The following is a 22,324-nucleotide window of genomic DNA, read 5'->3' on the forward strand; positions in this document are numbered from 1 at the left end:
CGTGTGGTCGTGACCGCACCCCATTCCGAGGAGACCCTCGCGCGGGCCCTGCGCGCCCTCCCTGCAGCGCCCGATGGCTGGGTCGCCGCAGCGAAGGAGCTGCCGGCCCTGCGGGCGAGTCTCGACGGGCTGGTGGAGCGGGCCGAGTCCGACGCCGCGTTCCGTGCCGAGGTCCTCTCCGACCTCGAGGCCGCCGTACGCGCAGCGGGGCTCACCCCCGAGCCGACCACTCTGGCCGCGCTCCGGGCCCGCCTTGGGGGCGGGCCGCCCGAGTAGGGGCGGGTGCGGGTCCACATCCTCGGGGTGCGTGGCTCCACGCCGGCCCCGGGGCCGGACTTCACCCGCATCGGTGGGGCGACGAGCTGCGTCGCGATCGCCGAGGACGATGACGCGCCGACGCTGGTACTCGACGCGGGCACCGGCATCCGCAGCCTGGACGCTCTGCTCGGCGGCGCCCCCTTTCGCGGGGCGCTCGCCCTCACCCACCTCCACTGGGACCACCTGACGGGCCTGCCGTTCGCGACGTCCCTCGACCATGAGGGCTCGATGACGGAGATCCTGGTGCCATCCGAAGGCGATGAACCGGTGGCGCTCCTCGATCGGATGATCGGGCCGCCGTTCTTTCCGATCGGCGTCGGAGACCTCGAAGGCCGGCACGCGATACGCGAGCTGACCACCGGTGTCCGGGAGATCGGCGGCCTCCGGCTCGAGTGCCGTTGGCTGCCTCACGGCCGCTCGAAGGCCCTGGGTATGAGGGTCGACGATGGCCGGTCCTGCGTCGCGTACCTCCCCGATCACGACGGGCGGGCTCCGGGTGATGACGCGCTGGCGCTCTGCCGCGAGGTGGACGTCCTCCTGCATGACGCCCACTTCGCCCCGGGGCAGGAGGATGCCGCCGCCCGGGCCGGGCATTCGACGGCCGGCCAGGCGGTCGCACTCGCCCGGGCCGCCGGCGCGCGGAGGCTGCTGCTCACCCACCACCACCCCGACCGCACCGACGACGAGGTCCTCGCGATCGCGGCGACGAGCGCGAGTGGCGACCTCCTCGTCGAGCCTGCCCGGCAGGGGATGACGGTGCGACTCGGATGAGCGGCATCGGCCGAGCCCTCAGGGAGGCGCGCGCGGCACTCGGTGCGGTCGCCGCGAACCCCGGGCTGCGCCGCCTCCAGGTCGCCTGGGGTTCGTCGGTCTTCGGTCAATGGTTCTACAACGTCGCCCTCGGGGTCTTCGCCTTCCAAGCGGACGGCGCGTCGGGGGTCGCCTTGGTCGCGTTGGTGCGCTTCGGCCTCAGCGGCGTCCTCGCACCGTTCACCTCCCTGCTCGGCGACCGCCTGCCGCGGCGCGCCCTGATGATCGGGTCCGACCTCCTGCGCGCCGCGGCGATGGCGGGGATGGCGCTCGCGGCGACCGTCGACGCCCCGGCGGTCGTCGTCTACGCGCTCGCGGTCGTCGTCACCGTCGCCTCGACGGCCTTCCACCCCGCCGAGGCGGCGATGCTGCCGGGCCTCGCTCGCACCCCCGAGGAACTCACGGCCGCGAACGTCGTCTCGGGAACCCTCGCCAACGTCGCGGGGCTCGCCGGCCCGGCCCTCGGCGGCCTCCTCTTCGCCGCCGCCGGCGCCGAGGTCGTCTTCGCCGTCACCGCGGTCACGTTTCTCGCCTCCGCCTCCGTCCTGGTCGGCGTGGCCGAACCGGACCGCTCACTGGCGGAACCGGACGGCTCTGGCGCCGGAGAACCGGCGGGGGTGATGCGGGCCGCCCTCGCCGGCTTCGTAGCGGTGCGTCGTGACGGGCGTCTCCGGGTGATCATTGGCCTCTACGCCGCGAGCGCCCTCACATGGGGGGCGTTGTCGGTGATCGTCGTGGTGCTCGCCCTCGAGGACCTGGACATGGGTGAACAGGGGGTCGGTTATCTGCTCGGGGCGATCAGCCTCGGCGGCCTGATCGGCGGCGCCGGAGCTGCGCTCCTCGCCGGCGGCCGGCATCTCGCCCGCGCCCTCGGGGTGAGCACCCTCGTCTGGGGACTACCTTTGGTGCTGATCGCTGCCCTGATCGAGCCGTGGATGGCGCTCGTCGCCCTCGCGATCCTCGGTGTCGGAGAGTCGCTGATCGAGGTGACGACCCTCACCCTCCTCCAGCGCGCCGTGCCCGATGAGGTGCGCGCCCGGGTCTTCGGCGTGCTCGAGAGCGTCACGGTCGGGGCCCTCGCGATCGGCGCGGCGGTGGCGGCGCCGCTCCTCTCCGGACTCGGGACCCGCGGCGCCCTCCTCGTCACAGGACTGCTACTCCCCGGTCTCGCGCTCGCCGTCCTGCCGCGCCTCGCGGCGATCGACCGGGAGACCAGTGTCCCGACGACCGAGTTGGAGCTGCTTGGCGGCGTCCCACTCTTCGCGCCCCTGCCGTCCCCCGTCCTCGAGGGCCTCGCCGGGCGGCTCCGCGTCGTGCATGTCGCGGCGGGAGAGGAGGTCGTGCGCCAGGGCGAACCGGGCGACATCTTCTACATCGTCGAGGAGGGGACACTGGGCGTGGCCAGAGACGGGGCGCCGCTGCGTGATCTCGGCCCCGGGGACTTCTTCGGCGAGATCGCCCTGCTGCGCGCGATCCCCCGCACCGCGACCGTGACCGCCGCCTGCGCGACGACCCTGAGGGCCCTGCGTGGCGACGAGTTCGTCGCCGCCGTCACCGGGCACGCCGAGAGCGCCGAAGCCGCCGACGCCGTCGTCGACACGCGACTCACGTTCCGCGGCCCGCAGGGCGTCGCCTGAAGCTCATCGCCCGCTCGCATCCGGCCTGCTGAAACCCCGGTTCGCTTCGGGTCCTTCGCCTTTGGCGGTGGAGTGCGGCAGGAGAGAGGGCCGATCGGCTGAGCCGGGCGGGGGCGTGATCCACCAGCGAAGCCGGCTCCGACCGCCGGTGAGGAACGACGGCGAGCGCAACCCCAACCCCAACAGCATGGCCTAGGACGCTGGTGCAGTCCGACTCCCTGGCCCGCTGACTGCCTGCCATCGCGAGCCGTGTCGGTGTTGCCCCGCCCGACCGCCGCGAGTCCGCCGTCGACTGGTTCCCCCTGCGGCTCCGACTGTTCTCCACCGGTCTTCACGCGCGGTGGCCCCCACGGCTCGCGCGGGAAGATCCCGGTGAGCGGCACCGTCATGGGAGCAATTCACACACCCGGGCTGACAGCCCGAACAGAGGAGGTTCCCATGCACCGCAGTACCGGCGCACTCCAGTGGCCGCCGCTCGTAGACGGCCCCTCGATGGGGGTGCCCGCAAGAGCCGCGTCCACCCTCTCGAGGTCCGGCCGCGGCGGATCGACGCTTATGGCGACACTCGTCGTGTTGCTGGCCCTCGCGATCATCGCGCCAGTGGCCCACTCCGCTGTGTCCACTCCGACCGGCGCATCCGCAGACACGTCGCTCGTCTGCAATCGCCTTGGCGGCAGCTCCAGCCTTATCACGCAGAGCCAGGGCTTCGAGTATCTCGCCGTCTACACCACCAGCGCGTACAGCGGACCCTTCGGCTGGGGGTCGTGGCTCCTGCCGAGTCAGGTCCCTGGCTACGAAGGCCTGCCAAGCGCGCCGGGCGGAATCGCCAAGTACGTCGTCTACGCCGATTGGACGGGATCCGCGTGGACCTATGTCGGCGAGTGGGCGAAGGTCCGTAACGCCCGTGGTGTGCACGTGGGCTGGTACTGCTGATGGCCACGCTCGTTCATCACAACCCGCCCGCCCACCTGCGGCGCCGTCTGCTCTGGCTCTCGACCTGCTTCTGCTTGGGCGCGTCCATGGCGCTGGGCACGGGAGTCTCCACGGGGGCCGTTTCGACCAACTACGTGACCGCAGCGAAGGCAGCGAAGCAACTTCGCGCGAGCGTCGTCTACAACCTCTCCCCAGCCCAGAGGCGCGCGATCCGCGTCGACGTCACGAAGTGTCGGGAGTGGACAGGTCGGTACGCCGGCTTGCGCGCCAGCTGCAGTGTGCGGACGCGCTACACCTACACCCCTGCCGAAGGTGGTCGACGGCAGACGCTCTGCATGGATCCCGTCCAGACAGTCAAGCGGTACGGGGCTCGCTTCATCGTCATCCACAAGCCGTCGGTCAACTGGACGTGCCGATCTCGGGTCCTTGTCGCACCACCGGCAGCGGCGCCGCCTCCGGCAGCACCACCACCGCCGGCACCTACGCCGGCTCCCGGCCCGTCGGCGCCCGCGCCGCCACCCCCGCCGCCACCGCCCCCACCACCACCGCCCGCGTGAGGAGCAAGCCGCTCTTCGACACGACGGTGAGTAGTCGTTGGATCTGAGCCCGGTCTTGAGGTTCGAGAAGGGAGAAGAACGTGCCCGAACTGTACGCAGGACGGCCCTGCAGGATGACGACCAAGAGGTGCGCTCAAGGGGTTCTTCTGGCCCTGTGTCTGAGTATCGCCGTGCTGGCGGGCCTTGCGTCGCCCGTAGCGGGGAGAGCGGCTGTCAACCAGACGTCAGGCGGAGAGATCAGCTGCTGGGGAGGCACGACCACTGCTCACGGGCCGACCGTCTACTCGAGCGGCCATGTCGCCTGGTACCCCGTCTTCCTGCTGGAGGAGGGTGGCTCCAGTCGATGGGAATGGGGCGAGCCGGCATGGGCCTATCGCGACTCAGCGTGGCGGTCGTTCCGTCAGGGCAACCTGGCCATCGGCCAGCAGAACGCCAGGGGGCCCGTACCCGCCGGCGGCTTCCGCGCCGCCGTCTACAACTGGATCTACGACTACGACACCAGGTCGTGGAGCGGCACGTGGTCCTTCGGGCTCTACCGCGATCCCCTCACGGGCCGCTTCGCGCGGTGGGGCTCAAGCCCATGGTGCTCAGTGTGAGGTCAGCGGCCGGTCCCCGTAGTTCCTGAGACCGTTCTCCGGGCCTCCCTGGAGGCGGGGCGTTGCCAAACGCGCCCCAGCTCCCAGTGGAGGCCCGGACGCATTGCAGGGGTAACGCCCGTCTCGCCCCCTATGCAGGAGACCGGGGGTGACGGGCGACCGGGTGTCCTGGGCTGGCAGGGGCGCGATGCCAGCCGCGTCAGCGGATGCCGGCGCCCAGGCGTGCAGCAAGTGGCCACCGCTACCGCAGAGAGGGAACGGCCGGCCTGCACGGCCGGCCCTTCGGTCGCCCACAGCTTCTCAGTCCACCCACAGCCATCGCGTCCAGGCGATCTACGCGCCGCGTTTGTTCAGCGGACGCCCGATCGCGGACCCCTCCGGATCCGGCCTCGACCGTGTATGCCGCCCTCGAAGAGAGGGATGCGCCGACGGGGCGACTGGACCAGGAGCCCGCGAACCGCTCGGAACGACGAGCGTCCGGGGGTGACCTCATCGGCATCGGAGTCAAAGAAGGCCCGGACGGATCTCCGGGGGGATGCGCGTCACGCTCTTTAGCACTACGGCGCCAAGTCGGAAGGCGTCGCGACAGGACTGGTTGGGAACGCGTCCGCTCGACGTGGAAGTCCCCCGAGGTCGCTGGTGATCGGGGCGCTGACCAAATGGGGGCCGGGTCGGCCGACGATGGGGACCGCCACCTGGACGGCGATCGGCGCGACGGAGTTGCAGGTCGGCGATGGAATCGCCGCCGTTGCGGCCTTGCCGTTCACGACCACCGTCACCCCAGGTGGGGCGGAGACCACCTCGAGGGTGCCCGCCGTCGCGGAGAGGCGAGGACGCCGTCGACGATGGACATGTTGACGCACGCACCAACGGTGAGCTCATCAGGTGCCGTCGAATAGCTGCCGGAGGCGGAAAAGAGCCCGGGGGATGTCGGAGACTCAGGCGGGCGGCACTCCGCCCGCTCCCGCTCGACTTGGGCCAGCCCCGATGAGCTCCCTGCGGCCATTCCTAGCAGGACCGGGGCCACCGCCCACGCCATCCAACGTCTCGTGGGCACGGATCGACTACGGGGTTGCGTTCTTGTGGGGCCGCGTCGAGCACGAGGCCGAAGGAGCGGCGGCCGAGACGGTCGGTCCTAGAGGCTCCCCGGGGCCGACGGCCCGACACCGCCGGCTCCCGGGGCCCGGGTCCCCGTCCAGGGACCCGATGGGGTGGTTGCCATGCCTCCCCAGCGTGGTGGAAGACCCACGCGACGACAGGACGCCGCACGAGACGAACTTCTTCCCGCCCGCCCGGGAGAAGACTTCGGCTCGCGCGCTGATCCGCGTGCCCATGGTCGGGGCTCCGCCCTGTTTCGGAGCCCCGCTGTCTCACTGACGCGAGCGGCAGGGCCCGCGATCGAGGCCGCGGGCCGCTCCCCTCCAACGCGACCGATGGTCGGCGTCCGGTCCGGTGGACCGAGCGCGGACCGGGGTCAGCGGGGCTCCCTTTCGTTCGGCGCCTCGGGTCGTTTTCAGACCGCGCGGATCGCGCACTTGAGGCGAACGTCGGACCACCGCGAGAAGCCGTGGATCTCGACCTCGGGTTCGTCGCCCGGGTCGGTCGCGGGCCGATACGCGATCGTCAGGGTCCCCTCGCCGGTGTCCGGCGGGAAGGTGATCCGCAGCGAGGCCGGCGCGTCGCCCTCGGTGGGAGTGGGGTCGAGGCCGTGCGCCTGCGTCTCGGACGGCGCCGGTGCCTTCCTCGCGTGCGCCTGCGTCTCCCCGGTGATGCGGAGGCCGTCGGCCTCGAGGATCGGGGCATCACTCGTCTCGTCACTCACAGTCGCTCTCCTCTGTGGGGGTGGTTTGGTGGGACGTGCTCATCATCAAGACGGCCGGCGAGGCGGATTTCTTCCCCATCCTCCCTCACCAATACCCCGCGATGCATCGGGTGATCTGGCCACGAGGGCCGTCCAGCGACTCCCCGGGGTGGTAACGGGGCCCAGGCGCCAAGCCCCTGGAAAGCCGGCCTACTTACCTGCGCGCGGGGCTGAGGCTCTCCAGGCCGGCTTCGAGGAAGCCTGCGACCCGGACGGGGCCGTAGTCGATCTGCTCGACTGAGGCGTTCAGGCACCGCGGGTCGCCCATGACCTTCTCGTGGATGTGGCCGTGGACGTTCACCTGGCGGTTGCCGTGGATCCGCGCCGGCTCTGGGCGGTGGCTGAACCAGACCCCCCACCCGCCGATCTCCAGGAGGAAGCTCCGCGTGATCAGCTCGATCCCGAGCTCGCGGTACATGGTCTTGCTGCCGCGGTCGTGGTTGCCCTCGAGCATCAGGATGCGGCCGGAAAGGCCCTCCATGAGACGCGTGAGCGGTTCCCGCTTCATCATGGCGAGGTCGCCGAGGTGGAGGATCACGTCGTCGTCTGCGACCCGCTCACGCCAGGCGGTGATCATCCGGCGCTCGTGGTCCTCGGGCCGCCCGGCATAGCGGATGATGTTGCGGTGCCCGAAGTGGGTGTCGGAGATCAGCCAGAAGTCCGCGAGCCCGTTCAGCGCGCGCGGCGGCGGACCGGAGGGCCCGGGAATGTGCACCTCGGGCTCTCGCCCCTCATCTCGGATCTTGTCGTCGTGTGCCATCACCATTGAACCTAGGCCGCCGGTCCCGCGGCGACGCTGGCTTCTCCCACTGCCCGTGCTCAGCCTGCGAGGCCGGGTCCACTCGCGTCGCTAGGGTCCGCTCCTGGTACCCCTCTCACCGCGAATCGGAGGCCTCTCGTGCAGCACTCTGGGCCGATTCCCCCGGTCAGGTTGTCCTGGTTCGACCGCGGACTCCTGGCGACGCAGATCGCTGTGGCCGAGGGTGCCCGGCGCGAGGGGGCCAGGGCCGCTGGGAGCCTGGCGAGGATCGAGAGTCTTCAGTCCGAGCAGGTCGACCAGGGGGAGGTCCTCGTCGGTCTCGCTCGTCAGCTCGACCTCGACCTCAGTTCCCTCATGGACGCCGTCGTCATACAGACGGTCTCGCTCCTGGAGGCCCTCAGCGCCCAGGCCGGCACTCTCTCCGACATCAGAGACGCCCTACAACGGCCGGGACGCGTCCGCGCCGCGGAGAGGCTGCTTGCCGCGGATGAACTGCTGCGCCGCGGACGCTACAAGCGCGCTCATGATGCGTGCTGCGCCGCCGTGGACGACGATCCGAACAATCCGGGCGTCTACTGGGGGCTGGCCTTCGCCGAGATGGGGTTGGGGAACTTCGCCCGGGCGAGCGCGGCACTCGAGGAGGCGGCTGAGGCCGAGAATGGCGAGCGACGGGTCCTGGCGTTGCGCGCCGCCGCCCGCGCGGCTCTCGAAGCCGGCGATCCGCTGCGAGCGGCGACCCTGTCGAGTGCCGCTCAATCGAGTCGCGAGTGGACCGGCGAGGAGCGCAAGCTGATCCTGGCTGAGCGAGCGATCTGCGAAGTCGCTGCCGGCCGCGAGGATGAGGCGCAGCTCCTCGCTACGGAGATGATCGGTCTCGACTGGAATCTCGGGCCCCTCGTGCTCTCGAGTCCGTTCGTGTCCGGTGCCGCGGCCTTCCGGGAGGGACTGGATCGCCAGCTGGCCGCGGTGGCTGAGCGCGTGGCTGACCTGGTCATCGCGGCGCAGGAGAGTCTTGTTCGCTGCGATACGGACATCGCCCGGTTCCGCAGCGAAGCCGAAGCGGGTGCGCCGTTGTGGCCAGACTCGATTCCTCTCCAGGTGGCCGCTCATCAGATCCTCGACTCTCGAGGCTGGACGAGCCTCGCCGAATGCGAGACGGCAACCGTACAAGCGGCTGCGCTCGCGGAGGCCGCGCGCGATGTCGGCGCTGTGGTCCATGCGATGCAGCGCGACCTCGCGGGCGTCGAGCGCCTGCTGGCCGACGCCGCTCGGGCGGAGGGCCTCGACGGCCCGAGCGACGACACTACTCTCGACATCCGTCGTCGGCTCGTCCACGCGCTCGGGGCGCGGACCCCGGACGAGGGGAAGCAGATGATCGCTCTCGTGCGCAGGCGAGCCGAACCTGTGCTGGAGGACCCGGCCGGGTACGCGCGCCGCTCAGCCCTGGCCCAGCTGCAGAGGCGCGAGAGGGCGGCGGCGACTGCGGCAGAGAGTGCACCGACCATCTCTGCGCCGAATCCGAATGCGTCGCGCCCCATCTCTCTGGATGAGTATCAGCGGTTGATCAGCTCGGTGCCGGTCCAGGGGGGAGGCATCCTTCGGCGGCAGAAGCCCGCCTCCCCCTCATGGCAGCCGGACCCGCTCGGCAAGTGGCCGTATCGATGGTGGGATGGCGCACACTGGACCGAGGCCGTGGCGTCGACGCCAGGCAAGAGCCCCTACCGCGCGGTCCTTGTGCGAAGGCCGCGGTAGCTGAGCCGTGGGGCTGTCCGGCCTGGGGCGCCCGCGCTGTGATCACGGGAAGGGACGGGAACGGCCGCCCCGACCGCCAGCCCCGCCCTCCCCTCGCTCGATGATGGCTGCGATGACCTCCCGCCCAACCTCCGCGCGGGCGCGGGTGCGCGGGGGCCGGCAGGCGTCGCACCAGTTCGGGGTCCAGCCGCAGTCGTGGCGCTCGTAGCCGAGGTAGCTGCGGCGCTCGGCGAGCTGGCGGACGCGCAGCCAGATCCACCGGTTCAGGCCGAGCGGGTCGTACTTGAGCTCGTCCACGTCGAGGCGCGACGCGGCGAGGTAGTGATCGAGGCGCACGGGGCTGAGGCCGACCATGTCCCCGCCACCCCAGTAGCCGGTCTCGTCGACGAGGCGCCGGACCTGGGCGCGTCGCTTTGCGACGACCCGGTCGGTGTGGAAGCGGTGGTGGGCGCGGTCGTGCCGGTGGCGCGAGCGCGGGTGGGTGGTGCGAGGCATGTAGCGGGAGTCCCTTCGTCGTGGTTGAAGGGCGCCCGAGGGGCCGACTGTCTTCAGCCGGCGGTCAGTTCAGGGAACGGACTCGAGCGCCACTACATGAAGGGCGCGAGTCGGGTGATGTCGTCGAACGGCATGGCACCACCATAGGATCGGATTCTCAGACGGCACGCAGATTCATCCGAACCGGATGCCGGGATCTCCGGACGGGGGTGCGGATGCGAGTGCGAGCGGCGCTGTTGCAATAGCCCTCGGGCTATCGGCTACCCGCGCGCTGATAGCCTGCGATCACTTGCACGTCCGCGTCGCCTCCCCGGTCCGGGCGCCGGGCCGCCGTGGCGCGAGCCCGTCTCAGACGGGCTGGGGCGGGCCCGCGAGGTCGGTCAGGTCGGTGTGGCGAGCGTTGCCGTGGGCGTCGACCCCGGGGTCGTGAGCGAGGTGGGCGGCGATCCGCGCGGTCTCCTCATTCCGGTCCGTCGTCTCGGGCGGCCGCAGCGGGGAACCCTCGACCGGATACCAGTCGTCGGTCTCGGCGTATGCGACCTCGACCTTGGTTGCGTCGGCGCCAAAGGACACCCGGAGGATCAACTCGCCGCTGATGACGCCCGCGTCGGTGGCGGTCATGACCCCGCCGGGGGGCGCGGTGATGGAGGTGGGGGAGGCCTTGCTCATGGATTCAGCCTTTCAGACAGGGGCGTCGTCGCGCCACCAGCGGGGGAGCGGCTCGTCGCTGTGGTCGACGGCGGCCTCGGCCTCGGCCTGGACGACGTCGTAGAGCAGCTCGCGCTGCGCGGTCGTGAGCTGCGTCTCGACGAAGCGGCCGATGTAGAGGTTCAGGGTTGCGACGAGATCCGCCAGGGCGACGGCGCGCTCCTCGGCGCTCATCTGGGCGTAGCGTGGCTCGTCGTCCATCACCTACTGGCCGAGGTGGCCCGCGAGGGCGTCTCGCTCGGCGGGGGTGATGGTGAGGTCATACTTGAGCTTCACCTTGATCCAGGCGGCGGCGTAGGTCGCGCGGTAGTCCTCGATCGGAGGCATCCAGGCCTCAGGGCCCTTGTCGCCCTTCTGGCGGTTCAGGCTGTTGTCCACCGCGAGGACGTTGATCGCGTCGTTGGCGAACAGCTCGCGGCGCTCGTCCGACCAGCTCGCCGCGCCGGAGCGCCAGGCATTCGCCAGCGGGACCATGTGGTCGATGTCCAGCTCGCCCGCCTCGGAGACGTTCTCGCCGCCGTAGGGGTCGGTCCAGCGGCCGGAGGTGACGCGGCAACCGGCGCCGGTGGTGACGCGCTCGCCGTCGCGCTTGAGAGTGTCCTCGCGGGTGTCGCAGCCGTTGCCGTCGAGGTCGCTCCAGTGGTCGAAGGCGTCGCGGTCGTAGTTCGCCATGCTGGAGGCCGGGGAGACCCGCAGCTTGGCCAGCTGGTTTCCGGCGGCGCGCAGGTCGCGCTCGTCGGCCATCGCCACCGGCGCGGCGCCGGCCTTGTCGAGGCCTTCACGGACCCGCTCGATGGCCTTGTCGCCGAGGCCGGTGCCGAAGAAGCCGTAGGCGACGATCAGGAGGAGGATGAGGGAGCTGGGGCGCAGGCGAGGCATCGAGGCTGACAACCCTTCGTTGGTGAGCGACGGCGCGGTGGCCGTACTCACAACGTAAGACGCTGCGACACCCCTGCAGGTTCTTCTCCCGGGCGAGCGCGGATGAGAGAGACCCCGGGCCGATCACTGACGCGCGGAGAAGGCCCCGCGGACTCTCAGCGTCGCGGAGCCGAAGTCCCCTCTGCCTGAGCCTGAGCCGGAATCGATCGGACGCCGCGCCATTCGCTTCCGAGGAGGATCAGCTTGCCGGGCCAGAGCGTCCGGCCGGTGTGAGGACCGTCTGCCTGCTCCCAGCTGAGGCGGCGACCGATCCCCGCCAGCTGCGCCGGTGTCGGGACGTCCTCCACTCCCGCCCGGACCGAGGCGATGTAGGCCTCCAGGCGCTCGTGGAGGCTCCACGGGGCCTGGCTGTCCTCGCAGGCCGCCATGAGGCGCTCCCGCCCGCCGTAGCTCTCCCAGATCGCGCAGGCCGCCGCGGCCGCCGGTGAGGGCTCGAGGGACAGTCGGCCGGCGGATTCGCTCGGCGCTTCGAACTCGAAGCCGGCGGTCGCCCACGCGTAGCCACCGATCATGCCGCCGGCGCTGACGTGGACGCTGCCGACGGAGTTCGCGCGGTAGACGCCGAGGCCGTGCTCGAGGAAGCGGCGCGCGAACCCGGATCCCTGGAGGGCGGGGATGAGCTGGAGGTCGAGGTGGTGCGCCTCAAGGCGGCCGTCCGGGAGCTCGATGAGGGATCGCTGGCAGCGCCCGACGACCCGCGTCCCGTCGAAGATCAGGGCGTCGTCCCTCGCCTCTCTCCCGCCACGGGGCAGGGGGTGCCAGGCCAGCTCGTCGGCGGAGGCGAGGTGGAGGGATCCGTGCTGGAAGCTGAGCGCACGGAAGTCCGCGCGCTCTCCCCGGAGCAGGGGAGCCGGAGTGCGCTCTGCGTCGCGTGCGACCTGAAGGGCCTTTGCGGAGGCGCCTGGGCGCTCTGGGCCGGGTTCGGTGGGTGTCCGGCCGGCCCCCCAGGTGCGCATGCGGTCGACCGGGGTCCAGTTCACCGGCGCTGAGCCGCCGAGGTTCGTCCAGTCGATCAGCTCAGAGAGAGCGGGGGATGTCGCGCGCAACTGCGCCCGGGGCGCCGCTGCCGCCCTGCCGCGTCCTCTCCCCATCTCGCCATCTTGACGCATCCCGGCGCGCCGGCGGACTTTTCCGCGCCGGCGGACAAGCGTCCCGCACCTGCCCGGTAGCGATCCAGAGAGGTGTCACGGCGGCCACCCGGCCACCTGCCTCACGTCAGTGGTGGTGCGTGATCTCGGTCGGGTGAGGATGAGGGCCGCGGCGGGCCGCCTCTCCGGGCCTCCTGTCGTCTCTGAACGGTCGCGGCCGGGTGGTGTGGTGCTGAGCGGCGGGACGGACGTCCCCCATGGGAGGCGAAAGAGCGGCCCTGCCTTCTCATGGACGTCGTAAGTCACGGGGGTCGGGCCCTGGCGCCCGCCACTTCGCGCCACATCGATGCGCTGACGCGTCGGGCTCTCTCAGCGCCTGACGTTCGCGGATCTGGGGCGCTCACACCCCTCGACCTACGGGAGCCCCCACACGTGCGTCTGTCCATGCTCTGCGCCGCTGTCCTCTGTGCGACCTTCACGCCCTCCACCCCGGCCTTATCCGCCGTTGCCGAAGTCCCCGTCCCCTCGGCGAGCGAGCCGGTGCCCGTCCCGCGGCCGGCCCCTCTCCTCGTGCCCCGTGTCCCGACTCGAGCCGCGGCCGTGACGCTCGAGCTCATGCGTGCCTACGCGCAGGTGAAGGCCCACCGATCGGCGCTCGGCCAGCCGGTCCCGGCGTGGCCTCGCCTGAGCGGGGTGGCGAACCGGCGTGCCCAGCTCGAGGGATGGCGCTCGCGCGCCCGTCTCGCCGCCGCGGCGGTCGATCAGGCGATCCCGCACCGCGCGCAGTGGATATGCATCAACTCCCACGAGGCGGGACCCGAGCACGGCGGCTGGGCCGCGAACACGGGCAACGGCTACTACGGCGGCCTGCAGATGGACCGATCCTTCCAGCAGACCTACGCGCCTCAGCTCTACCGGGTCAAGGGGACCGCGGACAACTGGACGCGGGAGGAGCAGATGCGCACCGCCGAGAAGGCCTGGGCGACGCGTGGCTTCTCCCCGTGGCCGAACACCGCGAGGATGTGCGGCCTGCTCTAGCCGGGGGCAGGGCTCGGGCCTGAGCGACCCGTTTAGACGGGAACGTGCCTCAGAAGCTAGGCGCGGTCCATCTCGGCCGGCGACATCGAGACGACGAGGACGTCCTCCGCGCGGACGGGGCGGCGCCCGACGACGATCAGACCGACGGCCTGGCGCTCCAGGCTGGCGAAGCCACGGAGATCGGTGCCGGCGTCAAGCCAGCCCTGGGCCCGCGCCATCTGGGCGGAGTGGTTGTTGCTGATGATGCGGAACTCGGCGCGGACGTTGGTGAGGCCCCGCACCCAGCCATCCGGACCGGCCGCATCCGAATCAGCGTCGAACCAGGCGGCCGCCTCGGCTTCGAAGGCGACCCGGAAGCAGACGCCCGGGAGCTCCTCGACGACCTCAGTGATCCGGCAGCGATCGAAGCGCCCCTCCCGGCTGACCATCAACTGGTTCCCGGGCGAGGTGGGCGGTGGGGCGGGAGAGGGGCTGTCCATGGGGTGAGCGTAGGCCGGATCGAGAGCCGCGCCGCGCCAGGATCCTCCACATCCCCGCGTGATCGTCACATGTGACGATCACGCGGGTTCCCAGGGCCGAGAGGCCCTGGGAACGGGCCGTATAATCAGCGCAGGCGGCCCCGAGGTGCCTTTCGGCCCTGCGCGCTCACTTGTTCACGAGACACCGAGAATCCGCACCTTCGCGGCACTCGAGCCCGACTCTCACCTCATGGGCAGAGGCCGGGGAACGCGAGGGAATCAGGCCGGGTCGGCGCCGGCTCCGCAACGTCGAATGGTCGCCGGGCTGGACGGGCGCTCATACTCGCTGACGCCGGGGGTCCTTGATGCCGCGGCGAAGAGGGCGATGACCGAGGGCCAGTGCCACGCGATGGCGCTCGCTCTCCATGAGAGGACGGGCTGGCCCCTCGCGGCGCTGGTCGTACTCGATGAGGAGAGCGAGATCGATCAGACCCTCCACTGCGGCGTGATGACGCCCGATGGCGCCTTCCTCGACGCCATCGGCGCACATGACTGCGAGGAGATGCTGGTCGAGGACGACCTGGAGATCTTCGGTGGCCTCGATCGCCGGGCCATCGAGCATCTCACCGGCGGTGAGGAATGGAACCCGCCGGACCTGGAGATCGCCCGCTCACTGGTCGACTGCGTCCTTGCGCTCGATGCGCGGACCCGCGCCGCTGCCGAACCCGCCGCGGCCTCCTGAAGCTCGAACGAGGGGCGCCGCCGCTGCGGCTCACTGCGAGAGGGTTGCCTTGCGGGTCATCTGTGTGAAGCCTTCTCCGGCGCGCGAGCGGGCGACGATCCGCAGCTGAGGATTCCGGTCATCCGCCCACTCGCGGCGCCGCAGGATGAAGGACACGCCCGGGTCGCGGGGGAGAGCCTTCGATTCCCTGAGCACCAGCTCGGCCAGGGCGAGAGCACTGTCGGCGCCGGGGGCCCGCTGGGGCCGGGCCGACGCGCGCCCGGTCGCGCTGAGCTCCCCGCCCGCCCGGAGATGGCGCGCCGGCCGGCGCAGGTAGGCGACCAGCTCCAACTCGAAGGGTCCGCGAATGAGCACGGGGCGCCCCGCCTTCTCCCAGGCTTCGAGGATCCTCGTCGCGAGGACCTGCGGCGCCCGCCGCTCGAACTGGCCATCGGGGGAGCGTGAGAAGGGGGCGGACTCGGTGAGCAGCGGCTCGCACTGCACGGCGAACGTGATCGTCCTGGTGGCCATGGCTCGAGGATAGCGGCGGGGTGGTCAGCCCCTGCCGTGAGAAAGGGTCCGGACCCTTGAGGTCGACGGGGAGATTGCAGCGGGGCTGAGCGCCCCTCGTCCACTCTCGCGCCGTGAGATCGCCCGAGTTTGGAACCCGCCCGGGGCGCGTCGAGAGGCTCGCCGTCTACCTGCTCGCCGCCACGGGGAGCTTCCTCGTCGCGATCTTCTTCGCGCTCGCCAGTGCCTCGGCGCTGACGATGATCGCCGTCATCACCTCAGCGACCGTGCTGATCCTCGTCTTCGCCGCCCTCGGCGTCGTCGGGATCGTCATGTCGCTCCGGGGCGACGACCCGGTGCTCGACTCTCTGATCCGCTTCATCTTCCTTCCCGGGTTCCTCTACCTGCTCTTCGCAGACCAGCTCGAGCGGCCGAGTTGGCCGGGCGCGATCGCGGCTGCGCTCGGCGTCGCCGCCGCCGTCGTCGGCGAGATGATGGTCGTCGAGGAGAGGCGCCAGGAGCGGTGGCTCCACCACGCCCGCCGCGCGTCGCTTCGCCGCTGGGATCGTGAGGACGCCGCGGCTCGCTCCGACATGTTCGTCTAGGAGCCGAGTACGAAAGCGGGGGCGGCATGATCGCCGCCCCCTGGTAGGAAGACCATACGTCGCGTGGCAGAGGGTGCATGCGCTCCGGGGGAACACTCGCCCGGAGGGCTCATCAGCGCCTGTGTGATACTCGGCCGCATGCCGATTCGCCTTGCCAGAGCCGTGGTTCCATCAGCCCTCGTCCTCGGCGGGCTCGTCGCCCTGGTCGCCCCGGGCGGGGCTGCGGGAGCCGACGGTTACGTCTTCTCGCGGACCTCCTCCGCGCAGGCGGGCAAGGTCACGACCGTCCGCGCGAGCGTCAACTACGACCGCGCGGATCCACGGCGGGTCTGCCGGCTCACGGCGAGGACGCCTGCGGGCAGGTCCCTGAAGCCGATCGCCAAGCCGGCGCGCGCGAGCACCTCCCGGGTCGGCTGGAAGATCAAAATCCCGCGAATCGGCCCGGCGGGGACGTGGTCCTACCGGATCGCCTGTCCCGGGTCGACCACCGACAGCGGGACCTTCGAAGTCGCTCCCGCAAGGATCAAGGTGGGAGTCTCCGACGCCCAGTTCGTCGGCCTGCCCTTGACCTACCAGGATGATGAGACCTACGGCTGGGCGGCGCGCATCGCGAATCCCTCCGCGGGCTTCGAGATCCGCGAGATCGACGTTCGCGCCGTCTTCCGCGACTCTGCGGGGAGGATCGTCACGACGGTATCCCTCGAGGACTTTGCCACTCTCACCGCTCGGGAGACCGGGCTGGTGTCCGGCCGTGTGACGATCGAGGGAGAGGTTCCGGCCACCGTGAGCGTCAGCGCCGTCGGCGACGTCGCGAAACGTCAGATGGTCCCGGTCCAGATCCGAGATCTGCGCCTTGTTACCTCATCGGACACCCCCGTCTCGCTGTCGGTCCGGGGTGAGGCTTTCAACGTCGGCCGACGCGCGGTCCGCGGTGCCTACGCACTGGCGGTCTATGACGCTCAGGGGCGCCTACTCAATGCGACCTCCGTCAACTATCGCCCGCCGGTCCCGGCGGGCCAGAGCCGGGGCATCGATGAGGAGCTCGGGCAGGGCGGCGCCGGCACCGCAGCCCGCGTCGAGGCCTTCTGGCCGGCGAGTCCCGACACCTGAGACAGTTCGTGGGGCCGTGTTGCGAGCCCACGGTGAACGCCGTGTAGTCCAAGGGGCCGAGGTAGAGAACCGCGCCGGCGCTGATCCGCGGCACCTACCCTCCCAGGCACTGATGGGGATCCGACACGACAAGCTGGTCCGGGACCTGATCCCGGAGGTGATCGCCGCCAACGGCGCCCGGTTCGCCACCGAGGTGATGGACGAGGGCGACTACGACGCGGCCCTGCGGGCGAAGGTGCTCGAGGAGGCGGCGGAGATCGCGGGCGCCGGCACGGAGGATCTCGCGGGTGAGATCGCCGACCAGCTCGAGGTCCTCGCGGCGTTGGCCGCCGCACACGGGATCTCCGAGGAGGAGATCGGGGCCGAACGCGAGCGAAAGCGCATCGAGCGGGGCGGCTTCGACCGGCGCCTGCGACTTCTCTGGACCGAGGACTGACGCGCCGCACCTGAGGGCGCTGGCGGTCCTGGGATGAATATCCCCTCAGGCCACGCGCTGGAAGCGGACCACCCCGTCGGTAACGTCGTCGAAGTCCTCGAGGGGGCGGATCCAGAGTCTCTGGCCGCCGACGGGCGAGTAGATGACCATCAGCTCGCCGGTCCCCTCATGGGTGCCGAGGCCGATGACGCGGTAACGGCCCCCCTTCTTGTGGAGGTAGGTCCCGGGGCCGCCATAGCCGGGCGCCCAGGTGCCGGTCGGATCGCTCATGACCGTGATGATGGAGCGCGCGGCCACGGCGCGGGACGGGTTCCCGCTCCCGTGCGCGGTCGCGTCCTGGCCGGGAATCGCCGACCCTGCGTGGACTCCCGTCCCCGCCCTCACAGGACGGGAACGGACTCAGGGGTGGGTCTGTGCGATCGCCGGGGCGAGGATCATGGTCCAGGCGAGGATCGCGACCGTGAGGCCGGAGCCGAGGCAGACGATCTTCTCGAGCCGGCCGCCGGTGAGGATCAGACCGAAGCGGAAGCGGGTCTTGTTGACCGGCCAGAGCAGCGGCACCCCCTCCTTGGTGATCGCGTCGCCCGCCAGGTGGAGGATGTAGCCGCCGGCGACCGCCAGCGGGATCCAGCGGAAGTCCGGCGTGACCGCGAGGAGTCCGGCGGAGACGACGCAGGCGACGATCGCCGAGGTCGCGTCGTTGAAGCCGTCGAGGAAGAGGCGGCAGACCAGGGAGACGCAGATCACGCAGGTGATGAAGGGGCCGATCAGGCCACCGCTCGCGACGGCGGCGAGCGCGGCGATCAGCACCAGGAAGGCGGCGAGCGCCGAGTGGGTACCGTTGCGGTGCCCACCGGCGAGCTTGGTGATGACGCGGCTGGCGAACCAGCTGATCGGGCCGAGGGACCGGGAGACGGTCGCCTGCGGGTGGTCGAGGTCGGGCAGGAGCGCGGCGCCGGCGGCGACGAGCGTCCCGCAGGCGATCTCGCCGGGGCTGAGGGGGTTGCCCGCAAGCGCGAACCCCGGGGTGGCGAGACCGAGGAAACCCGCGGCTCCGGTGGCGACGTGGCTGCGTCCAAGCATGAGGCCAACGTAGGACCCCGAAAGCCTGGTGCATGTCACCGGATTCGTCAGTCCGCAGCGGTCCCGTCGGTCAGCACGAGTCGGTAGCCGATCCCCCAGGCGTTGTCGATCATCACGCAGTGGGCGCCGGCGTCCTTGAGGGCACGCCGAAGGCGCGAGGCGTGTGAGCAGATCGTCCGGGTGCGGGGGCGCGCGGCGTAGCCCCACACCTCGCGCAGGAGGACCTCGTTGCCGAGCACCTCGCCGGGGCGCTCAGCCAGAGCCGACAGCATGTCGAACTCGAGGCGGGTGAGGGGAAGAGGGGAGCCCGACCAGGTTGCGACCCGGCGGGAGCGGTCCATCATCAGCGCGCCGATGCTGATCATCCGGCGCCGGCGCATCGAGGTGTCCTCCGGAGCCTCGGGGAGCATCTGAGCGGCCGCTCGGATCGCCACCTCCGCCCGCCTCAGCGCGGCTGCGGCGTTCTTCCAGGCGGGCTCGGGGTCGCTGTCGCCCGCCAGCTCGAGCTCGGTGGCCACGTTGCCGGTCCGGCGGGCGGCGGCAAGGGTCGCGGCGTAGAGGCGGTCCGCCTCGTGGAGGCCGTCGTCGATCAACGGTTCCTGACGGGTGAGTGCCTGCGCCAGTCGGTCGGAGGGAACGGAGCGCCCCATCAGTTCTCTCCTCGCTGGCGCCCCACCTTCTCGGCGGCAGGAGGCGCTTGGTGCTGATCGAGCAGGTCACGGTGAGGCATGGGGGAGAGACTGACATCCGCCTGTCCCCTGGTACCGCGCGCCGTGCCCCGGCAGTCGTGATCAGTCCGCCTGCGCCGCCGTCAGCACCGCGGTCCAGTTCCCCTGCGGGTCATCGCGGATCAGGTCCGCCGGCGTCGCACCCGACAGGTGGTCGTTCGGCGCCTCGATCCACTTGATGGTCTCCTCAGAGATCGCCAGTCCATGCGGGTGCCGGGCTGAGTTACGGGCGAAGAGCGTCGAGGCCAGGAGGGCGACACCGCGCTCCGAGGCGACCTGGTAGTCCCGACTGAACCGATCGAGGTTCAGGTATTCGTCGCGCGCCCCTGTCCCTTCGATGATCGGGCGCAGTCTGCGCCACGTCTCGCGACTCGATTCCCGCTGCAGGCCGAGCGTCCTCATGAGGTGCGCGGCGGCGCGGTGGGGATCGGCGAGCAGTGCCTGCTGGAGCTGGCGCAGCCCTTCATCCACCTGCGCCTGCTCGGCCCGTGGCACGGCGATGCCGATGTCCAGGAGGAACCAGGTCCCGAGCACCGAGTTGGGTGGCTCCGCTGGAGCTCCGAAGCGGTATCCGGCGGCGGCGGCGATCTCGCAGGCGATCTGGGGCCCGGTCATGTCGGAGTTGTGAGGGGCGAGTGCCGTCGCGAGCTCCGTGAGGGCGCCGCTGATCAGGGCGTCCCCGTTCCAGGGCGCCCTCTCGCCATCGTGCTCCTCGATCTCGGCCAGCGCGCACCGCAGGTCCTCCAGCTCGCCGTATGCGGAGCTTCCGACGTCGAGGGCCGACCGCGCCGCCCTGACCTCGTTGAGGGTGAGGGCGCGCGGCAGTGAGCCGGACTCGATCCCGAGCAACGCCTCAAGCGCCTCGATCTCCTTCTGCGGCGCCGACGCGGCGTAGGCGTAGAGGTATCCCGGGTGACGGTTCATCCGGTAGACCTCCTCGTCGGCGAGGGACTCACGGAACAGGGCGCCGGCCTTTCGCCGGACCCTGATCGATTCGATCACACCTCGGCGAGGTGGCACGAGCCCGCCGCCTGTCATCGCCCCTCGTGCGCTGGATCCCCGGCCTCTTCCCATGACCTTGAGTGTACGGCGACCGCGATGGGACGCCCCCGTTTCGTGAGGGCGTCAGCGGTACCGCAATGCAAGCGCATATGGTGACAGAGAGGTCGTCTGCGGTTGGGCCTGCTTCCACGCCCCGAGCAGGGATCTCAACTGAGTCGGCGGCGGCGGACCGTCCTACCTTCTCCCTGCACGAAAACCATCCACTGACAGAGACGAGAACCACATGAACCACTCGGAACGCAGGTCCCGCGCATCGATGCTGAGGGGCGCGCTTGTCGCGGCTTGCGGTGTCGGCGCGCTGCTCACCGCCTCGGCCGCCTCGGCGGCGCCCTCGGTCGTCGACCGCCTGGCGGCGCCGGCTCTCCAGACCAAGGCCGGCGAGGCCATCCCGCTGGCCGGCGGAGGCACCACCCCTGGGATCGCGGCCGTTGAGAGCGGCGCTCGCGGCCAGGTCGTCTTCGCCACGCCCGTCGGCGGCAAGGCCACGCGCGGCGTCGCTCCCAAGCGCCCGGATGCCAGCATGATCACGCTTCGCCGCGCCGACGGGACCGTCTACGCGACGGCGGTGAGGGAGAAGGGCCGCTATGACGAGATGGCCTTCTTCGACGCGGCCGGCAAGCAGGTGATGGCCATGTACGCGACGGTCCCCGAGCCGGCCGAGGCGGCGACCGAGCACGCAGCGCACGACTCCGAGGGCGCGGGCCACGGGTCGCACCAGAGGATGAGCACCCGCGCCGCCCTCAGCTCGTCCCCTCAGCGCACCCGCACCGGTCTGAGGGGCCTCGGGGCCCGCAAGGGTCCGGCGAAGCCCGCCGCCCCTCGCTCGAGCCGCAACGGCCGTCAGTCGTCGAACGCCTACTGCAGCCCGACCGGGAGCTTCCTCGACAACGGCACCCGGATCTACGGGGGCGCCGGTGCGTTCTACGTCAGCACCAACATGCCCTCGAGCTTCCTGACCCCCGTCCTCTACGCCGCGGACAACTGGAACGTGATGCAGAACTGGTGCAACGTGCCTGACCAGAGCACGGCCCAGTTCAGCTACCTCGGGCCGATCGCCGTGGCCGGCGGATACAACGGCTACAGCACGATCGACTTCGGCCCGGTCTCCGCCTTCGGCGGGGTCTGCACGACGCCTGGCACCGCGGCCTGCGCCATGACGTTCGTCGGGACCCATCCGTACCTCTCGGAGGCGGACATCCGGTTGAACAACACCACCAGCTGGTTCATCAACTCGACCCCGGCGCCGCCGCCGCCGAACGCCCTCGATGTGGAGGGCGCGGCCACGCACGAGATCGGCCACGCGTTCGGTCTCGGGCACGTCTCCTCGCCTGCCGAGGTGATGAAGGGCGCCGGTTACGGCTCCACCGCCGACCGCAAGCTCGGCCCCGGCGAGACCTACTGGGCCAACACCGCCTACTGACGGTCATGACCTGAGGTCGATACGCTCGCCCGGCACCAAGTGTGCCGGGCGAGCGCCGGCGTCCCACTGCCAGGAGAATGAGATGAGTGGTGTACGGAGAGCCGGCAGGCTTTCGATCCCGGCGCTGGCGTGCGTTGCGGCGCTGGTTCCCGTGGGAGCGGCCGCGGGAGCGCCGTCGGCGCCCGCACCTGTGGTGGCCGCCCCCGGTGAGGTCTGCTCGCCGGCGAGCGCGTGGATCGAGACCCGCCGGGGCGACTACTGGCTCTCGAGCCCATCGGTCTCCTGCTTCTCAGCGACGGGGGCGATCTTCGCCGACGGGCCTCTCCTCTCGCCGGTGACGCCCCGGCTGATCCTCGAGGTCGGTGAGGTCGTACGCGTCCACTTCTCGGCCGCACCTCAGTCGGTCGTCTCACTGCTGGCCACGACTCCGGCACGCCTTCGATCAGGTGATGGGCGCAACTACCGCCTCTCCCCGTTCGAGACCCGGTGGAAGGTGCGGGCCGGCAGCGGCATCCTCAGGATCGCCACCACGGAGGTGGTAACGCCCCCTGGCCCGTCCATGGGCGCACGGGTGAGCCCCACGTTCCAGGTCGCCGCCTACCGGGCCGTGTCGGACCGTCGCTAGCGACCCTCGGTCGTCGAATCACCTGCCGGTGGGGCTGTGGAGCGGGGTGGAGCCAGGGAGAACTGACGCGCCGG

At 71.0% G+C, this 22,324-nt stretch carries 25 protein-coding genes; 12 read left to right on the top strand and 13 right to left on the bottom strand.

Annotated elements, in window-relative coordinates; genetic code table 11:
- Positions 1-9 precede the first annotated feature (9 nt).
- The 4 genes from IU369_RS19695 (at position 10) to IU369_RS19710 (ending at position 3,698) form a co-directional block, all read left to right on the top strand.
- A complete protein-coding gene (locus tag IU369_RS19695; RefSeq protein WP_217924935.1) occupies positions 10-276 on the top strand; it encodes a hypothetical protein in 267 nt (88 codons plus the stop codon).
- Positions 277-282: 6 nt separating this feature from the next.
- The gene (locus IU369_RS19700; RefSeq protein ID WP_217924936.1) at positions 283-1,089 is read left to right on the top strand and encodes an MBL fold metallo-hydrolase; all 807 of its coding nucleotides are present in this window, start codon (positions 283-285) and stop codon (positions 1,087-1,089) included.
- Positions 1,086-2,765, top strand: a complete 1,680-nt coding sequence (locus IU369_RS19705) for an MFS transporter (protein WP_217924937.1) — start codon at positions 1,086-1,088, stop codon at positions 2,763-2,765. The genes IU369_RS19700 and IU369_RS19705 overlap by 4 nt, the downstream gene beginning before the upstream one ends.
- Positions 2,766-3,320: 555 nt before the next feature.
- On the top strand, positions 3,321-3,698 hold the full coding sequence (locus IU369_RS19710) for a hypothetical protein (protein ID WP_217924938.1): 378 nt from the start codon (positions 3,321-3,323) through the stop codon (positions 3,696-3,698).
- 2,666 nt (positions 3,699-6,364) lie between these two features.
- Here the strand turns inward: IU369_RS19710 and IU369_RS19715 are convergent.
- Positions 6,365-6,673 carry a hypothetical protein gene (locus tag IU369_RS19715; RefSeq protein WP_217924939.1) on the bottom strand — a complete coding sequence of 103 codons (309 nt, stop codon included), beginning with the start codon at positions 6,671-6,673 and terminating at the stop codon, positions 6,365-6,367.
- A 193-nt stretch (positions 6,674-6,866) separates the two neighbouring features.
- Entirely contained in the window at positions 6,867-7,472 is a 606-nt protein-coding gene (locus tag IU369_RS19720) for a metallophosphoesterase family protein (RefSeq protein ID WP_217924940.1), read from the bottom strand.
- A gap of 171 nt (positions 7,473-7,643) precedes the next feature.
- On the opposite strand from IU369_RS19720, the gene IU369_RS19725 reads away from it, so the two are divergent.
- Positions 7,644-9,224 carry a DUF2510 domain-containing protein gene (locus IU369_RS19725; protein WP_217924941.1) on the top strand — a complete coding sequence of 527 codons (1,581 nt, stop codon included), beginning with the start codon at positions 7,644-7,646 and terminating at the stop codon, positions 9,222-9,224.
- A 42-nt stretch (positions 9,225-9,266) separates the two neighbouring features.
- Here the strand turns inward: IU369_RS19725 and IU369_RS19730 are convergent, their stop codons facing one another.
- From IU369_RS19730 to IU369_RS19750, 5 genes are all read right to left on the bottom strand, one after another.
- Positions 9,267-9,719: a hypothetical protein gene (locus IU369_RS19730; protein ID WP_217924942.1), complete on the bottom strand. Its 453-nt coding sequence runs from the start codon at positions 9,717-9,719 to the stop codon at positions 9,267-9,269.
- A 348-nt stretch (positions 9,720-10,067) separates the two neighbouring features.
- Positions 10,068-10,388 (bottom strand): hypothetical protein, encoded by a 321-nt coding sequence (locus IU369_RS19735; protein ID WP_217924943.1) that lies wholly within the window; start codon positions 10,386-10,388, stop codon positions 10,068-10,070.
- A gap of 12 nt (positions 10,389-10,400) precedes the next feature.
- On the bottom strand, positions 10,401-10,628 hold the full coding sequence (locus IU369_RS19740; RefSeq protein ID WP_217924944.1) for a hypothetical protein: 228 nt from the start codon (positions 10,626-10,628) through the stop codon (positions 10,401-10,403).
- A gap of 3 nt (positions 10,629-10,631) precedes the next feature.
- A complete protein-coding gene (locus IU369_RS19745) occupies positions 10,632-11,306 on the bottom strand; it encodes an HNH endonuclease family protein (protein WP_246551656.1) in 675 nt (224 codons plus the stop codon).
- A gap of 155 nt (positions 11,307-11,461) precedes the next feature.
- On the bottom strand, positions 11,462-12,457 hold the full coding sequence (locus tag IU369_RS19750; RefSeq protein WP_217924945.1) for a hypothetical protein: 996 nt from the start codon (positions 12,455-12,457) through the stop codon (positions 11,462-11,464).
- A 597-nt stretch (positions 12,458-13,054) separates the two neighbouring features.
- Between IU369_RS19750 and IU369_RS23690 the strand changes: the two genes are divergently transcribed.
- Positions 13,055-13,492, top strand: coding sequence for a transglycosylase family protein (locus IU369_RS23690; RefSeq protein ID WP_281426265.1), 438 nt, complete (start codon positions 13,055-13,057; stop codon positions 13,490-13,492).
- Positions 13,493-13,548: 56 nt separating this feature from the next.
- Here IU369_RS23690 and IU369_RS19760 read toward each other — a convergent pair whose 3' ends face one another.
- A complete protein-coding gene (locus tag IU369_RS19760; protein WP_217924947.1) occupies positions 13,549-13,971 on the bottom strand; it encodes a hypothetical protein in 423 nt (140 codons plus the stop codon).
- A gap of 364 nt (positions 13,972-14,335) precedes the next feature.
- Between IU369_RS19760 and IU369_RS19765 the strand changes: the two genes are divergently transcribed.
- On the top strand, positions 14,336-14,692 hold the full coding sequence (locus IU369_RS19765; protein WP_217924948.1) for a hypothetical protein: 357 nt from the start codon (positions 14,336-14,338) through the stop codon (positions 14,690-14,692).
- 30 nt (positions 14,693-14,722) lie between these two features.
- Here IU369_RS19765 and IU369_RS19770 read toward each other — a convergent pair whose 3' ends face one another.
- A complete protein-coding gene (locus tag IU369_RS19770; RefSeq protein WP_217924949.1) occupies positions 14,723-15,202 on the bottom strand; it encodes a hypothetical protein in 480 nt (159 codons plus the stop codon).
- A 113-nt stretch (positions 15,203-15,315) separates the two neighbouring features.
- Here IU369_RS19770 and IU369_RS19775 point away from each other — a divergent pair, with 113 nt between their 5' ends.
- The 3 genes from IU369_RS19775 (at position 15,316) to IU369_RS19785 (ending at position 17,332) form a co-directional block, all read left to right on the top strand.
- Entirely contained in the window at positions 15,316-15,786 is a 471-nt protein-coding gene (locus IU369_RS19775; RefSeq protein WP_217924950.1) for a hypothetical protein, read from the top strand.
- A 123-nt stretch (positions 15,787-15,909) separates the two neighbouring features.
- The gene (locus IU369_RS19780; protein ID WP_217924951.1) at positions 15,910-16,896 is read left to right on the top strand and encodes a hypothetical protein; all 987 of its coding nucleotides are present in this window, start codon (positions 15,910-15,912) and stop codon (positions 16,894-16,896) included.
- Positions 16,897-17,008: 112 nt separating this feature from the next.
- Entirely contained in the window at positions 17,009-17,332 is a 324-nt protein-coding gene (locus tag IU369_RS19785) for a nucleoside triphosphate pyrophosphohydrolase (protein WP_217924952.1), read from the top strand.
- Between the two features lie 45 nt (positions 17,333-17,377).
- Here the strand turns inward: IU369_RS19785 and IU369_RS19790 are convergent, their stop codons facing one another.
- The 4 genes from IU369_RS19790 to IU369_RS19805 form a co-directional block, all read right to left on the bottom strand.
- A complete protein-coding gene (locus IU369_RS19790; protein WP_217924953.1) occupies positions 17,378-17,602 on the bottom strand; it encodes a DUF1653 domain-containing protein in 225 nt (74 codons plus the stop codon).
- Between the two features lie 129 nt (positions 17,603-17,731).
- The gene (locus tag IU369_RS19795) at positions 17,732-18,415 is read right to left on the bottom strand and encodes a metal-dependent hydrolase (protein WP_217924954.1); all 684 of its coding nucleotides are present in this window, start codon (positions 18,413-18,415) and stop codon (positions 17,732-17,734) included.
- A 47-nt stretch (positions 18,416-18,462) separates the two neighbouring features.
- Positions 18,463-19,065, bottom strand: coding sequence for a winged helix-turn-helix domain-containing protein (locus tag IU369_RS19800; RefSeq protein WP_217924955.1), 603 nt, complete (start codon positions 19,063-19,065; stop codon positions 18,463-18,465).
- 141 nt (positions 19,066-19,206) lie between these two features.
- Entirely contained in the window at positions 19,207-20,067 is an 861-nt protein-coding gene (locus IU369_RS19805; RefSeq protein WP_217924956.1) for a hypothetical protein, read from the bottom strand.
- A gap of 361 nt (positions 20,068-20,428) precedes the next feature.
- Here IU369_RS19805 and IU369_RS19810 point away from each other — a divergent pair, with 361 nt between their 5' ends.
- Both IU369_RS19810 and IU369_RS19815 read left to right on the top strand, forming a co-directional pair.
- A complete protein-coding gene (locus tag IU369_RS19810) occupies positions 20,429-21,625 on the top strand; it encodes a matrixin family metalloprotease (protein ID WP_217924957.1) in 1,197 nt (398 codons plus the stop codon).
- A gap of 151 nt (positions 21,626-21,776) precedes the next feature.
- Positions 21,777-22,250 carry a hypothetical protein gene (locus IU369_RS19815; RefSeq protein WP_217924958.1) on the top strand — a complete coding sequence of 158 codons (474 nt, stop codon included), beginning with the start codon at positions 21,777-21,779 and terminating at the stop codon, positions 22,248-22,250.
- Positions 22,251-22,324 lie beyond the last annotated feature (74 nt).

The organism is Miltoncostaea oceani, assembly GCF_018141545.1.
In the GTDB taxonomy this organism is placed as follows: Bacteria; Actinomycetota; Thermoleophilia; order Miltoncostaeales; family Miltoncostaeaceae; genus Miltoncostaea; species Miltoncostaea oceani.